This window comes from Mesorhizobium shonense, from assembly GCF_040545255.1.
Lineage (GTDB): Bacteria > Pseudomonadota > Alphaproteobacteria > Rhizobiales > Rhizobiaceae > Mesorhizobium > Mesorhizobium shonense.
Window position 1 is genome coordinate 171,517 of sequence record NZ_JBEPLM010000009.1, and the last position, 15,005, is coordinate 186,521.

Genomic DNA, 15,005 nt, shown 5'->3' on the forward strand with positions numbered 1-15,005 from the left:
ACAAACTCGAGGGGCGAAACCGGGCGCACGATACGACGGTTCGCAAGGCCGCGCTTGGCCTTCAGATGGATGGAGATTTCCAATGCAGATACCTCAACTGAGCGGCATCCTGACAGCCCTCGCCACTCCCTATGATGAGAGTGCTCGTCTGGACCTGAAGGCCTTGGACAAGCTCCTCGAGTTTCTTCTATCCAACGGGGTGCATGCCATCATTCCCGGCGGCTCAACGGGCGAATACTACGCGCAGACGCTCGAAGAACGGAAAGCCGTCCTAGCACGCGTCGCAGAGGTCGTGAACGGCCACATTCCGCTTTATGCCGGCGTCAACAGCATGCGGCCCGACGAGACGATTGAAGTTACCAAATTCGCCGAAGGCCTGGGTTACCAGGCGCAGCTACTCGCGGCTCCGCCTTACTCGCTGCCGGGCAAGTCGGAACTAATTGCACATTTCCGCAACATTGCCGACAGCACGTCGCTGCCGATCATCCTCTATAATTTCCCCGCCCGCACCGGCGTGGACATGGACAGCGAGTTTCTCGAAGGCGTCCTTGACATAAAGAAGATCTTCGCCATCAAGGAATCGAGCGGTTCGATCTCGCGCTACTATCAGCACATGGTTCTTTATCCCGAACTGCAGCGCGTCTGCGGTTTCGATGATCAAGCCCTGGACCAGTTCCTGTGGGGCACGCGCTCCTGGATCGCCGGCGCTTCCAACTTCCTGCCGGCCGAACACGTCGCCCTCTACAATGCGTGCGTGAAGAAGGAAGACTTCCTGCTCGGGCGCAAGCTGATGAAGGCAATGATGCCCTTGATCTACCTGCTCGAAAACGGCGGCAAGTTCAACCAGTACGTCAAATACGGCGCCTCGCTCGCGGGCATTCCGATCGGAGACGTCCGTGCGCCGCTGATCGGTCTGTCCGATGCCGAGCGCTCCGAGTTCCGCAAGCTTTACGAAGACCTCAAGTCGCAGAATGTCGCCTCCTGGGAAAATTGAAGCCAACGTAGGTTGAGGACAAAAGGATGACCGTCGATATTAAGATTCCCGCGACCTTCGAGACCCGCCCCTTCATCGACGGCGACTATCGAAGCACGGAACGCGGCGAAACGTTTGCGACCCTTAATCCAGCCACGGGCAGAGAACTGGCGCAGGTTTGCGCGGGCGAAGAGGCCGACATCAATAGGGCCGTCGCGGCCGCGCGCGCTTCCTTTGAAAGTGGATCGTGGTCGCGGCAAACACCGCGGCAACGCAAGAAGACGTTGCTGCGCTTCGCCGATCTGATCGAAAAGAACATCGAAGAGCTCGCACTGATCGAAACGCTCGACTGCGGCAAGCCCCTCAACGATTCTTGTAATGTCGATCTTCCCGACAGCATTGAGACGCTGCGCTGGCATGCCGAAGCGACTGACAAGCTCCACGACCAGATGTCTCCGGCCCCGCTCGATGTGGTTTCGATGATCGTGCGCGAGCCGGTCGGGGTCGTCGGCGCGGTCCTGCCGTGGAACTTCCCGCTGTTCGTCGCGATGTGGAAGATCGCGCCTGCGCTCGCCACCGGCAATTCCGTCGTCGTCAAACCGGCGGAACTGACGTCGCTCTCGCTGCTGCGTCTCGCGGCCATCGCAGCCGAAGCCGGTCTTCCCGAAGGCGTGCTTAACGTTGTGCCGGGCATGGGCCCGACCGCCGGCCGCGCGCTCGGCCTGCACATGGACGTCGACTGCATCAGCTTCACGGGTTCGGGCGAGGTCGGCCGCTACTTCCTAAAATATGCCGCCGAATCTAACATGAAGCGCATCGTCTTAGAATGCGGCGGCAAGAGCCCGGCCATTGTTCTCGATGACGTGGACTTCACCCCCGTGGTCGAGCAGATCGCGGCCGGGTTCCTGTTTTGCCAGGGCGAGAACTGCTCTGCCGGTACCCGCCTGATCGTCTCCGAAAAAATCCGCGAACCGCTGCTCGCGAAGCTCAAGGAAACCGTCAAGACCTGGAAGGTCGGAGATCCGCTGGACCCTGCGACCAAAATCGGCGCCATGATTGAGGAGCCGCACATGCGGAAGGTCCTCTCTTATATCGAGAAGGGCCAGTTCGAGGGCGCAAAGCTGACACTTGGCGGCCAGCAGGTATTGAAGGACACAGGCGGCTTCTTCATTGAGCCGACCATCTTCGAAGGTGTGACAAACGACATGGCGATCGCCCGGGAGGAAATATTCGGCCCCGTCCTGTCGGTTATCACCGTCCGAGACGACGCCGAAGCAGTGCGCATCGCGAATGATACTAACTACGGCTTAGCGGCGTCGCTTTACACGAATGATCTCAACCGGGCTCACCTGATCGCAAGGTCCATCCGCGCCGGCACCGTTTCAGTCAACTGCTACTCGGAAGGCGACTTCGCGGTCCCGTTCGGCGGTTATAAGGAGTCGGGTTTCGGCGGCAAGGACAAGGGCTTCGCGGCTCATGATCAATATACCGAGACCAAGGCCATCTGGATGCAACTGCGCTAGTCGACGCAGGAATGTAAGGCGGCCATTTAGAAGGCGGCAGCTGGGGCCGCGCTGGCTGGCCATCCTTGGTGGAAGATTTCGCGGCAGGAATATCGCATGCGCGACGATATAAGCCAGGAAAAGGACGGGCTTCTCGCCCGCCTCTCGGCGCGGGAGCCGGTCTTCTGGATCAACCCGTCCTTGGCGCAATCGCATGGCACGCGTGCGTACCAGGACGACATCGCTGACGCACAGCGACGCTTGCGCGAAGCCCGCCACCATCTCCAGGACGCTTTTCCCGTTACGCGCGGCAGGGCCACTGTCGTTGAATCTCCATTCCTAGCCGTAGAAAATCTCGCAAAGCGCTGGAACATTCCACACTGGTACATCAAGGCTGACCATTCCCTGCCGATTGCCGGATCGATCAAAGCGCGGGGAGGGTTCAACGAAGTGCTTGCCTTCGCGGAACGCGTGGCGGCTGAGAACGGTTTGGCCCGGACGTCCACGGAGCGCCCGAACTACACACACTCGCACGCGCGTTCTGTCTTTTCGCACTATTCGGTAGTCGTCGGCAGCACCGGCAATCTGGGCCTGAGCGTCGGCATGATCGCTTCGAGCCTGGGCTTTCGCACGATCGTGCACATGTCGCGCGATGCCAAAACCTGGAAGAAGAATCTCCTGCGCGCCAACGGCGTCGAGGTCGTCGAGCATGCAGGGGACTATTCGATTGCAGTCCAGCAGGGACGCCAGGCCGCCGAAGCCGACCCCAAATGTCACTTCGTCGACGACGAGCATTCGATAGACCTGTTTGCCGGCTATGGCGCCGCCGCAGCCGAACTAGGTTCACAGCTTGAGAAGCGGGGGATCGTCGTAGATGACGATCATCCGTTGTTCGTCTATGTGCCTTGCGGCGTCGGCGGCGCTCCCGGCGGAATCACTTACGGACTGAAGTCGCTTTTTGGAAGAAGCGTTCATTGCTTCTGGGCCGAGCCTTCGGCTTCGCCCTGCATGCTCCTTCAGCTGCTGATGGGCGTCCACCGGCCCGTGTCGGTGTACGATATTGGGCTCGACAATGTGACGGAAGCGGATGGCTTGGCCGTCGGCAGCGCATCCCCATTCGTCGCGCCGCTGATGGCTGACAAGGTCTCCGGCATTTTCACCGCAAATGACGGCCACATGCTGGACATGATGCTGAATGCGCACGAAGTCGAAGGCCTCCAGGTCGAGCCGTCGGCGGCCATTGCCTTCCTCGGTCCGCTCTTCCTGACAGGGAGTAAGGAAGGCCGCCATTACGTCCAGGCGCAGGGACTTGGGCGGGCCTTGCCAAACGCGACGCATGTCTCGTGGACAACGGGAGGATCGTTGGTTCCGGCCGTCGAATGGCATTTGCTTTATGAACGGGCGGAGGCCTTTCGCGGCCAGGTGATGGCGCTAGTCGACAGCTGGAAGCAGTAGAAGAACTGACGTTGTCGGCAGCATCGCTATCGGCGTGCCGAGGCGACTCGTTTTGGCAGTTCAATGTCGTCCGACCACAGGATTGCTGGCGCGCGGTGCGTTGATTGCAGGGCAAAGACGGACGGACAGATCGCGATCTGACGCGAAAATTCATCAGCCTTCTTGTGATCCGCTTGACTGTCGACATAATGTCGTTAATATATCGACTGGAAATGCTAACACTGGGGAACCGATAATGAAACATGCTTCCGGACTCTCTAGGCTGGTGACAGCGGGGCTCCTGGCTCTGGCGGCGGGATCGTATTCGACGGCTGCATTCGCCGCCGGCGGCGATACCTTGAAAGCGGTCAAGGCGCGTGGCGAGCTGCTTTGCCCAGGCCACAACGGCAGTTACCCGCCGTATGCCGAGGTCGACGACAAGGGCAATTGGAAGGGTCAGGACATCGACCTGTGCCGTGCGCTTACAGTCGCGATCTTCGCATCGGACAAGAACCTGAAGATCGTGCCCTTAAGCTGGGCTCAGCGCTTCCCCTCCCTGCAGTCCGGCGACGTCGACGTCATCATCAAGGGCACCGGCCTGACCATGTCCCGAAACACCGAGCTCGGGCTGAACTTCTCGACGCCATACTTCGTCTCGCCGACCAGCATCATGGTTCAGAAGAGCCTTAACATTTCGGACGCGAAGGGGTTGGAGGGAGGCACGTTGTGCGTTCCGGCCGGCACTTCAACAGAGGCTTTGGCTGCCAACTTTTTCAAGGGTCACAATATCAACGTGAAGCTGGTCACCTTCGAAAAGTCCGAAGAAGTGGCGGCCGCGTTCTTTGCCGGCCGCTGCGACAGCATCGTGGATGCGGCGCCCGTCCTGGCAGTGGCTGCGCAATCGTCCAACCATCCGAACGACTATACCATCCTGCCCGACGTCATTACCCTTGAGCCGTTGGCGGCTGCGGTTCGCCGGGGCGACGATGACTGGCTGAACCTCATCAACTGGATGCTCTCCTCGATGAGGCTTGCTGAAGACTACGGCATCACCTCCAAGAACGTCGACGAAGCGAAGGCCAAGCCGGCGGATGCCACCATTGCCAAGCTGCTCGGCGTCACGCCAGGCATTGGCGTCCGCGTCGGCCTTTCAGACGACTGGGTATATAATGTGATCAAGCAGATCGGTAACATGGGCGAGGTCTATGACCGCAACTTCGGGGACAGTTCGCCATACAAGATCCCGCGCGGCATCAACCGCGAGTGGAAGGACGGCGGCGTCTTCTTCCCGTGGATCCTAGACTAAGATCTCCCAAGGCCGCGGCGGCGACCTGCCGGACCCGACCAGTCGGGTCCGGCTCCTGGGTTAAACTTTGACCGATAAAGTCCCGGAGTATCGTTGATGGATGGCCGCCGCAGTGTATCGAACGTCGTCGCTCAGATACTCGTATTCGCGGCGGTTTTTTCAGCGTTTATATCGATCCTGTGGCAAATCAACAGCAACCTGAGGGCGCAGGGCCTGACCGCCGGGTACGGTTTCCTGTTTCGTTCTACCGGTTGGGATGTCGCGTTTTCCCCGCTGCCCTATACCATCAACGATTCGTATATCAGGGTTCTCTTCATAGGCTATCTAAACACGATCCTGCTCGGACTGACGTGCTTATTGACGGCGAGCTTTTTTGGGCTTGTCGTTGGCGCTGCGCGCGCATCGAACCACCCTTTGCTGCGGTGGTCCGGAACCTTCTATGTCGAGGCGACGCGAAATATTCCATTGGTCCTCCAGATCATCTTCATATACCTGCTGCTCATCAACGCCCCCGCGACCTCTCATGCCGCCAACTTTGGTGAGGTTTTCTTCCTGTCCTCGCGCGGTGTGTTCGTCCCCATCATCAATATCGGCATCCTGGGAAATGTCTTTGTGGCATTGGGGTTGACCCTCTGCCTCATTCTGGCCGCCATGTCCGCGGTGAAGCCGGGCTCCGACCGCCGAAAATATCTGCTCTGGCTGCTTGCTGTGGCGGCAATGGTTCTGCTTTTCGTAGTCGTCAACCTCGCCGGCCGGCCTGCGGCCGAATGGCTGAGCATTCCCAAGCGCCAGGGTTTGAACTTCGTCGGTGGCCAGACCATAGCCCCGGAACTGATGTCGATGTTCCTGGGAATAACCATCTATGGCGGAGCCTTTATCGGCGAGGTGGTGAGGGGTGGGCTCAACGCCGTACCGCGCGGCACACTTGAAGCAGCCAAGGTGCTCGGGCTGACGCCCTGGCAAAGTTTCTTCTACGTCCATTTGCCGCAAGCGGTGCGGATCATGATCCCCATGCTGTCGAACCAGTATGTCTGGCTGATGAAGGCAACGACGCTCGGCATTGCCGTTGGGTTCACGGACTTCTTCATGGTCGTATCGACCTCGATCAATCAGACCGCGCACACCATCGAGCTGATCGTCGTTCTCATCATCGGCTTCCTGATTCTCAACGGCGTCATCTCCTTCGCGATGAATGTCTTAAACAGAGTTGTAAACAAGGGCGGAGCTTCAATACGATGAGCGCCACTTTTGTCGCCGACCCGTCTGTGGTCCCCGCACAGAAAAGGCGGCCTCCTGAAGCGCCGTCGGCCCTGTCGGTGATCGGCAGGGAGCTTTTTGGAACTTTGCCCAGAGCCATCGGAACGGCCATCTTTGCCGTCCCGATCGCCTATCTTGCGTGGCGGGTGCTCGACTGGGCCGTCCTGGGAACCGTATGGCGCGCTGATGGCGTCGAACAATGCAAGATCGCTGCCGGCGCATGCTGGTCGGTCATTGCCGCCCGCTTCAGGATTATCCTTTTCGGCCTCTACCCCTACGAGGACCAGTGGAGGTCGGTCCTCGCATCCTTGGTCATTGTGGTGGTTGCCTTTCTGTCGTGCCTGCCGGCATTCTGGACAGCGAGGAGGATTATCGTCTGCTGGGCCGTCGGCTTTGCCGCATATCTGGTTCTCATGTATGGCGGCATTCTGGGCTTGGATAAGGTCACGACGGATCGCTGGGGCGGACTGTCTCTCACGCTGTTTGTCTTTGCGGCCCAGACGGTGATCGGCATGCCGTTGGCGATATTGCTTATGATCGCGCGTCGATCGCAGATCTTCGTCATCGCCAAGCTCTCGGCCGGACTGATCGATCTCCTGAGGGCGATACCGCTGCTGGCCATCCTGTTTACGGCTGCGGTTGTAGCGCCGCTGGCGCTCCCCGAGATGCTTCAGGGCGACAAGCTGACCAGAGTGGTGATCGGCTATGCGCTGTTCTTCGCCGCCTACCAGGCCGAAATCATCAGGGGCGGTATGCAAGGTGTGTCAGAGGGGCAAGCAGAGGCGGCTCGCGTTCTAGGTCTGGGGAAGTGGCAGACCTTGTTCTACATCTCGCTCCCGCAAGCCTTTCACAAGGCGTTGCCTGCGACCGTCAGCCAGTTCGCGATTGCGTTCAAGGAAACGTCAATTATTACGATCGTCGGCTTCTTCGACATATTGGCGTCTGGCCACGCGGCATACGGTGCGGACGAATGGTATCCCTATTTCAGGGAGGTCTATATTTTTATCGGAATGATCTATTTCGTTACTGTGTTCAGCCTCTCAAGATACGGGGCTTTTCTGGAGCGGAGGACGAAAAATGCCAGAGCATGACAGCAACGAGAAGCCCGTGATATCGGTCAGCCATCTCGGCAAGTGGTATGGCGATTTCCCGGCTTTGATCGATATCAGTCTTGATGTCAGGAAAGGTCAGAAGATCGTGTTGTGCGGTCCTTCGGGTTCGGGAAAGTCGACCTTGATCCGCTGCGTCGCCCGCCTCGAGGATCATCAGGAAGGGATGCTCTTCGTCGTCGACAAGGAAAGGCAGCCCGGCAAGGCGGCAAGCGAGCGACTCAACGGCCAGGTCGGAATGGTGTTCCAACATTTCAACCTGTTTCCGCATCTGACGGTGCTGGAGAACTGCACGCTTGCGCCGCGTCTGGTGAAGAAGCTCAGCAAACAGGACGCGGAAGCGATCGCCATCAAGCACCTGGAAAAAGTGAAGATCGGCGAGAAGGCGACCTGCTATCCGCCGCAACTGTCAGGCGGGCAGCAGCAACGCGCCGCCATCGCGCGGGCGCTGTGTATGAATCCGACGGTGCTCCTATTCGACGAGCCGACCTCGGCCCTCGACCCGGAAATGGTTTCCGAGGTTTTGGACACTATGGTCTCGTTGGCCGAGGAGGGCGTCACCATGATATGCGTTACGCACGAAATGGGGTTCGCAAAGCGGGTTGCGGACCTCGTTGTCTTCATGGCTGATGGTAAGATTGTTGAAGTTTCGAAGCCGGAGGAATTTTTCGCAGCGCCGCAACATCCGCGTGCCCAGTTGTTCGTGAGGCAAATCTCCGAACATTAGTTGATTGAAACGCTTTGTGACTCGGAGTCGCGGCACCGGCGAACCTGCTTGGCGTTTCTGCCAGCAGCGTCGATGAGATGTAGCGAATACGCTGTCGAGAAATTAACGACGATTCCATTGAAGCGTGCGTCAAATCGAAAGTGCGTTTGGTGACTGTGCCCTTGTGTGCAAGGCCTCTTCCGCAGCTAAAAATCGTAGCGGACGGCATGAAGCGGACAGTCGCCGACCGGGTTCCCCAGGGCGCAAGCACCATGCAGCCACTGTCGCTCGCGCCGGCCCGTTAAAGGTGTCGGTGATGTTGCTCACCGGCTCGGCGCAGAAGAAAGGCTCGCCCGGCGGCGTGTAGAGCACCTGGAAATTGAGCGGCGGTTCGGCCTCGACGTCCAGTAGCCGTCCCTCGTCCGGCCAGATGATCTGCGCCGGGCGTTTCCATCCGGTGAAGACGGTGTCGAACGCGGCCTCGGTGATGTCTAAGCCCGCGGTCGGATTGGCGCCTGCGGGCGGAGGAACATGGCGCGTGGGCAGAACCTTGGTGTCGGTTCCCACATCCCCGTGACATCGGCTCCTGCATATGCGTCCATGGCGTGGTGGGAAGCATGGATGAAGTCCGAACCCGGCCAGCATGGGCGTGTCCGAGAGGTTGCGCAGCGAGATCCGGACTTTCGGGCAGCTCGGTGCCAGTCCGATCCTCTCCTCGGCCTCATTGGCCAGGAATCAGCATCATGGCGATAGCGCAGCACAGCCATTGGCGTCCCGACGCCCTGCCAGTGTCGAAGTCCGTCGCCAGGCCCCTGAGCACTCAGGCAAGGGCAACCATCCGCGAGCGATAAGCGTGCGTAAAATGCGATGGCGAGGCGTAGCCGCCGGCAAACGCAATCGAGCGATGGGAGAACGTGTGCCTACCAGGAGCGATCGGGCTTTCTGAAGCCGCAGCGCTTATAGAAGCTGCTCGGAGGCACCCCGAAGTCGGCCACGAAGCGGCGTGCATCTGGCGTGGCGACATGTTGCAGCGGGCTGCCACCTCCTCGAGCGCGAGCGGAGCGTCGATGAACTGCCGCATGACCGAGAGCTAGCGAGGGACAGCTTGCGGTCGCGCACGAACAGGTTTGTCTCAGCGTCCTTGAGAAAGAAGCACTCCCGCACATGGCGCGCGATGTCATCGCCCTGAAGGAGCGAGCGGCAGGCTGCACAGCCCAAACGAATCCTACTCGTACGTTCCTTCCGGTCAACAAAGCTTTTGCTTTATTCATATCTCGAACAAGAGGCGCCCCGACGAGTTCCGAGCCAGTCACGGAGAACTCATCGCTTCCGCTCGGTCGTAGCCGTTGAGCTTGTAGACAAGGCTCGAGACCAACCAGCAGAGGACAAAGATTCCAACAACGATGTAGCCGAAGATGGTCAGGTCGCCATTGACGTTGCCAACGACGATCCACACCCCGCCTTGCAAGCTCAGCCTGTCGGCAATCAAGCCTAGCGTCTCGATACCTCCGATGAATATGGCGACGACCACGGACGCGGCCGTAATCGTCATGTTGTACCAGAGCTTGCGTATCGGATTGACAAATGCCCAACCGTAAGCGCGGGTCATCAGCACGCTGTCGATCGTGTCCAAGAGCGACATGCCGGCGGTAAACAGGGCCGGAAAGACCAATATCGCCCAGAACGACGTACCAGCTGCGGCCTGCGCCGCGGAGATGCCGAGTAGGCCGATTTCGGTGGCGGTATCGAAACCGAGTCCGAACAGAAAGCCGACCGGGTACAAATGCCAGGAGCGCGAGACTACGCGAAACATCGGCCGGAAGATACGGGCAAAGAAGCCGCGTCCGGCCAGCAGCGGCTCCAGATCCTCCTCGACGATGGGCTCGCCGCGTCGAGCTTTCGAAAAAGCCTGCCAGATTCCTCTGAGGATGAAGAGGTTCGCGATGCCAATGGCGAGCAGGAACAGAGCCGAGATGCAGGTTCCGATCATGCCCCCTATTTCGTGAAACCTTTCCAGCCGGCCCTGAAGTGCTGCGGCCGTCCCGGCTATCGCCAAGGATGCCAGCACGACGATCGTGGAATGCCCAAGCGAAAAGAACAGACCAGCCGAGAAGGGGGCCTTCTTCTCCTGCATGAGCTTGCGTACGACATTATCGATCGCAGCGATGTGGTCGGCGTCGAAAGCATGCCTCAGCCCAAACGTATAAGCGAGCAAGGCCGTGCCGAGCAGGGCGGGGTGATGGGAAAAGGCAAACCAGGCCCATGCCCACGCGGCAATGTTGGCCGCGATCAGAAAAACGCAAGTGAGCACCGTCTTGGAACGCAGATGGTCGGGCCGGTCGTCGAATAGACTGGCGATCATGATCTATTTCCCCACTCGCGTAGCGCGCAGGCTTGGCCAAGGACGACCAATCACCTGCGCCAACTTTTTTGGCTTTTGCCTAGCTTTTATCTGCGGCGGACCTTTGCGGCGCGATCGCAGAGGACTGGCCGAGAGATCGCCGATGGTCGCGCAGCCAGCCGTACCACTGGTCGATGCCCTCCCCGTTGCGCACCGACAAAGCAATCGCCTCGATTGCCGGGTTGACTGCATGTGCATTGGCCAATGCGACATCCATATCGAAATCGACATAGGGCAACAGGTCGGTCTTGCTGATGATCATGAGGTTGGCCGCCTGGAACATGTTCGGATATTTGAGCGGCTTGTCCTGTCCCTCTGTTACCGACAGAACGATCACCTTTGCATCTTCGCCGAGGTCGAACAGTGCGGGGCACACAAGATTGCCGACATTTTCGATCAGCACCATCGCGCCGCTGGGTGGCCTCAGCTCCTGCAGAGCCTGTGCCACCATGTCAGCCTCAAGGTGGCATCCCGTTCCAGTGTTGACCTGAACCGCCGCTGCCCCGGCGGCGCGAATGCGTTCGCCGTCATTGGCGGTGGCCTGATCGCCTTCGATGACGAAGATCGGGATTTCGTCCTTGAGGTCCTGAATTGTCCGTTCCAACAACGTCGTCTTGCCGGCGCCGGGCGAGCTGACGATGTTCAATGCCAGGATTTCCCGCCCCTCGAACCAGCCTCGGTTGCGCATGGCGAGCGTGTCGTTCTTGGCAAGCAAGCGGGCTTCAAGCTCGACGACAGTCGTGCCGCGACCATGGCCATGATGATCGTGGTGATGATGCAGGCTGTCACCCTCATCGTCATGAGAATGGTCGTGGCTGTGCGTATGATCATGTCCGTGGTCGTGGCTATGATCGTGGTGGTGGTCGTGGTGATGATGTCCGTGCTCATGGTCGTGCACATGCCCATCGCCATGGTGGTGGGAATGCGAATGGCCATGATCATGCTGATGATCGTCGTGATGGTCGCCAGGGTGCTCGCTGGTGTGACCGCCCAACGGCCGGACCAGGCCCGTCTGTAAATTCAGCATCCTGGCGTTGGTGTTTGATCCGCATCCACAGGTCGCGCACATCAGGCAGCCTCCTCGAGTTCCATTTCCCTGATCTTCAGTTCCTCGCCAGCCAGCCGATCGAGCAATCGCGAGCCGCAGCCACAGGCCTGGTAGAGCGTCGAAGTTTCGAACTCGGCGCCGCAGCCGCGACAGCGGCAGCGGCCGGTGATTTCTCTGATCTCGAGCACCGCGCCTTCAAGCGCCGTCCCCTTCGACACGACATCGAAGCAAAAGGCCAGCGCATCCGGCATGACCCCGGCAAGACGCCCGACATCGAGCGTAACGCGTCTGACACGGCGGCCCTTCGCTGCGTCCTCCACGATCGAAACGATGTTTCGGGTGATGCCGAGTTCGTGCATGGTTCCTCAACAAATCCGCGGCAATTGCTCGCCGACCAACATGTCGACAATGCGCTTGCCACCGAATGCGGTCTTCATCGTCACGCGTCCGGCTTCCCCGGGATAAGCGTGACCGATCAGCATGGCGCATGCGCCAAGGGGGTGCTCACGCATCGCGGCCAGCGCCGCATCGATCTCGGCCGGTGGAACCGCGAGGACGATCTTACCTTCATTGGCGAGATAGAGTGGGTCGAGACCAAGAATCTCGCAAAAGCCGCGGACCTCTTCACGTAGCGGCGTCGCGGCTTCCTCGATTTCGATCGCGACGCCCGATGCCTCGGCCATCTCGTTGAGCACAGTAGCGATGCCGCCGCGCGTTGCATCTCGGATGGTGCGCGTTTCGGGAGCCGCCTTCAAAATCGCATCGATCAGCCCGTGCAGCGGCGCGCAGTCGCTCTCGATTTCCGTTTCCAAGGCAAGATCGCCACGCGCCGCCAAGATCGCCGCGCCGTGGTCGCCGAGGAGACCGTTGACCAGTATGCCGTCGCCCGGCCTGACGCTGCCGATCGCAAGCTCGACGCCGGCGGGGATCACACCCACGCCCGTCGTGGTGATGAACAGCTTATCGCAGGCGCCGCGCTGCACGACTTTAGTATCCCCGGTAACGATCGCGACCCCCGCCCGCCGCGCTGCAGCAGCCATCGATTGGGCGACGCGACGCAGCTCGTCAATCTTCATGCCTTCCTCGATGACGACCGCGCAGGACAGGTAGAGCGGCTTGGCGCCGCCGACGGCAAGGTCGTTGACAGTGCCGAAGACCGCCAGCTTGCCGATGTCGCCGCCGGGGAAGAACAGTGGATCAACGACGAACGAGTCAGTCGTGAAGGCAAGCCTGTCGCCCTGGGCAGCCAGGGCGGCCAGCTCGAAACGCGCCTGGTCTTCAAGCGCCTGCGGCTCGGCAGAGGCAAAGGCGCTGACGAAGACATCGTCAATCAAGTCCTTCATCGCCTTGCCGCCACCGCCATGAGCAAGCGTCACGGCGGGCACGTGGATACGGCCGAGCTTGCGGGGAGGGGGAGACATGACGTTCATGGCGCAGCCTGCACCGTTTTGGGCCGCTCCTGCTGCCGCTTCACACCGCCATATTGGTAATAGGCCGCGCAGGCGCCTTCCGGCGAAACCATCAACGCACCAAGGGGCGTTTCGGGCGTGCAGAGCGTGCCGAATACCTTGCACTGCCAGGGTTTGAGCACACCTTTCAGAACCTCGCCGCACTGGCATGATTTCGGATCGGCGATCTTGATGTTGGGAATGGCGAACTTGCGCTCAGCGTCAAAGCGCGCATAGTCATCGCGCATCCTGACCCCGGAATGGTCGATGGAGCCCAGCCCGCGCCATTCGAAGAACTCCCGCAGCTCATAAACCTTTGCCACGGCCGCCAGCGCAGGATCGTTTCCTGCTTCGGGCACGATGCGCGTGTACTGGTTCTCGATCTCGGCGCGGCCCTCCTTGATCTGCTTCAGGATCATCCAGATCGACTGCAGCACGTCGAGCGGTTCGAAGCCGGCGACAACCATGGGACGCCGGTAGAAATTGGCGATGAACTCGTAAGGGGCCGTGCCGATCACCATCGAAACATGGCCGGGCCCGAGAAAGCCGTCGAGATGGAGGTCGGGACTGTCCAGGATCGCCTTGATCGTCGGCACGATGGTTATGTGGTTGCAGAAAACCGAGAAGTTCTCGATGCCGTCGGCTTCCGCCTGCAGCACGGTAAGCGCGGTGGAAGGCATCGTGGTCTCGAAGCCGAGGCCGAAGAACACCACCTCGCGGTCGGGGTTCTTGCGCGCGAGCGCCAGCGCGTCCATCGGCGAGTACACCATGCGCACGTCGGCGCCGTCGGCCTTGGCCTGCATCAGGCTCTTGCGCGAACCAGGCACGCGCATGGCATCCCCGAACGTCGTGAAGATAACACCTGGCTGTTCGGCTATGGCCACGCAGTCATCGACCCGTCCCATCGGCAGCACACAGACCGGGCAGCCCGGTCCGTGGACGAGCTCGATTGCTGGCGGCAGCATGCCCTCCAGCCCGTATCGAAAGATCGAGTGCGTATGCCCGCCGCAGACTTCCATGATGTTGAGCGGTCGGTGCTTCGTCACCTCGATTTGGGAGCACAACTTCTCGATCTCACGCACAAGCGTTAGGGCCTTGTCGCGATCGCGGAATTCGTCGGCAAATTTCATTGGACTTTTTCCTTCCTGGCCGCGGAGCCGCGCTCATCCGCTAGCAGCGTATGCACGAGGTCCCACATGATGTGGTACGCCGCGACGTGGCACTCCTGGATGCGGTGGATCGAGGTCGACGGCACGATCAGACAATGGTCTACCGCGCCGGACGACTTCATCTTGCCGCCGTCGCCGCCGGCGAGTCCGATCGTGGAGACGTCCATCTCCTTGGCCTTCACGAAGGCGGCAATAAGGTTCTGGGAATTGCCGCTGGTGGAGATGCCGATCAGGGCATCTCCCTTGCGCGCATGCGCGACGAGCTGGCGCACGAACACATGATCGAAGCCAAGATCGTTGCCGACGGCCGAAATCATGGCAAGATCCGCGACAAGGTTGGTCGCGGCAAGTGCCGGCCGGCCCGCCGTGACCGGATGAACGAATTCCACCGCAACATGGCTCGCGTCACAACTCGAGCCGCCATTGCCCATCGAAAAAAGCTGACCCCCGCTTGAGTAGACACCGGCGAGCGTGCGCGCGGCCGCCACAAGAATCTCGGCCTGGCCGCCGAAGAATGCCTCATTCGTTTCGCGCGAATCGCGTGCCTTTTCGGCCACCGAATGCAGCAGGGCCGTCTGCAGCTTGGTGGGATCCTGTGTCTTGCCGTGAAGAAACGGGTAGAGCCCGCTTAATGTGCCTTCATTCGACATAG

General features: G+C 60.1%; 14 protein-coding genes. 7 read left to right on the top strand and 7 right to left on the bottom strand.

The genetic code is table 11. From position 1 onward, the window contains the following. Positions 1-82 precede the first annotated feature (82 nt). The 7 genes from ABID26_RS22885 (at position 83) to ABID26_RS22915 (ending at position 8,308) form a co-directional block, all read left to right on the top strand. Complete coding sequence (locus ABID26_RS22885) at positions 83-994, top strand: dihydrodipicolinate synthase family protein (protein ID WP_354416603.1); 912 nt, start codon at positions 83-85, stop codon at positions 992-994. A 26-nt stretch (positions 995-1,020) separates the two neighbouring features. Next, positions 1,021-2,496 (top strand): aldehyde dehydrogenase, encoded by a 1,476-nt coding sequence (locus ABID26_RS22890; RefSeq protein WP_354416605.1) that lies wholly within the window; start codon positions 1,021-1,023, stop codon positions 2,494-2,496. A gap of 96 nt (positions 2,497-2,592) precedes the next feature. Beyond that, positions 2,593-3,930, top strand: coding sequence for a D-serine ammonia-lyase (locus ABID26_RS22895; RefSeq protein WP_354416606.1), 1,338 nt, complete (start codon positions 2,593-2,595; stop codon positions 3,928-3,930). Positions 3,931-4,165: 235 nt separating this feature from the next. Beyond that, a complete protein-coding gene (locus ABID26_RS22900) occupies positions 4,166-5,215 on the top strand; it encodes a transporter substrate-binding domain-containing protein (RefSeq protein WP_354416608.1) in 1,050 nt (349 codons plus the stop codon). Between the two features lie 96 nt (positions 5,216-5,311). After that, positions 5,312-6,454 carry an ABC transporter permease subunit gene (locus tag ABID26_RS22905; protein ID WP_354416610.1) on the top strand — a complete coding sequence of 381 codons (1,143 nt, stop codon included), beginning with the start codon at positions 5,312-5,314 and terminating at the stop codon, positions 6,452-6,454. Beyond that, the gene (locus tag ABID26_RS22910; protein WP_354416612.1) at positions 6,451-7,563 is read left to right on the top strand and encodes an amino acid ABC transporter permease; all 1,113 of its coding nucleotides are present in this window, start codon (positions 6,451-6,453) and stop codon (positions 7,561-7,563) included. Before ABID26_RS22905 ends, ABID26_RS22910 begins: the two co-directional genes overlap by 4 nt. Next, positions 7,550-8,308 (top strand): amino acid ABC transporter ATP-binding protein, encoded by a 759-nt coding sequence (locus ABID26_RS22915; protein WP_354416614.1) that lies wholly within the window; start codon positions 7,550-7,552, stop codon positions 8,306-8,308. The genes ABID26_RS22910 and ABID26_RS22915 overlap by 14 nt, the downstream gene beginning before the upstream one ends. Positions 8,309-8,437: 129 nt before the next feature. On the opposite strand, the gene ABID26_RS22920 is transcribed toward ABID26_RS22915, so the two are convergent. The 7 genes from ABID26_RS22920 to ABID26_RS22950 all read right to left on the bottom strand — a co-directional run bounded on the left by ABID26_RS22920 (position 8,438) and on the right by ABID26_RS22950 (position 15,003). Beyond that, complete coding sequence (locus ABID26_RS22920; protein WP_354416616.1) at positions 8,438-8,932, bottom strand: aldose epimerase family protein; 495 nt, start codon at positions 8,930-8,932, stop codon at positions 8,438-8,440. Between the two features lie 664 nt (positions 8,933-9,596). Further along, entirely contained in the window at positions 9,597-10,649 is a 1,053-nt protein-coding gene (locus tag ABID26_RS22925; RefSeq protein WP_354416618.1) for a HoxN/HupN/NixA family nickel/cobalt transporter, read from the bottom strand. A 79-nt stretch (positions 10,650-10,728) separates the two neighbouring features. Then, positions 10,729-11,757 carry a hydrogenase nickel incorporation protein HypB gene (hypB, locus tag ABID26_RS22930; protein WP_354416619.1) on the bottom strand — a complete coding sequence of 343 codons (1,029 nt, stop codon included), beginning with the start codon at positions 11,755-11,757 and terminating at the stop codon, positions 10,729-10,731. Further along, entirely contained in the window at positions 11,757-12,095 is a 339-nt protein-coding gene (locus ABID26_RS22935) for a hydrogenase maturation nickel metallochaperone HypA/HybF (protein ID WP_354416620.1), read from the bottom strand. The genes hypB and ABID26_RS22935 overlap by 1 nt, the downstream gene beginning before the upstream one ends. Before the next feature lie 6 nt (positions 12,096-12,101). Next, the gene (hypE, locus tag ABID26_RS22940; RefSeq protein WP_354416790.1) at positions 12,102-13,166 is read right to left on the bottom strand and encodes a hydrogenase expression/formation protein HypE; all 1,065 of its coding nucleotides are present in this window, start codon (positions 13,164-13,166) and stop codon (positions 12,102-12,104) included. Then, on the bottom strand, positions 13,163-14,314 hold the full coding sequence (gene hypD / locus ABID26_RS22945; RefSeq protein ID WP_354416621.1) for a hydrogenase formation protein HypD: 1,152 nt from the start codon (positions 14,312-14,314) through the stop codon (positions 13,163-13,165). Before hypD ends, hypE begins: the two co-directional genes overlap by 4 nt. Then, on the bottom strand, positions 14,311-15,003 hold the full coding sequence (locus tag ABID26_RS22950) for a D-sedoheptulose-7-phosphate isomerase (RefSeq protein WP_354416623.1): 693 nt from the start codon (positions 15,001-15,003) through the stop codon (positions 14,311-14,313). Before ABID26_RS22950 ends, hypD begins: the two co-directional genes overlap by 4 nt. Positions 15,004-15,005 lie beyond the last annotated feature (2 nt).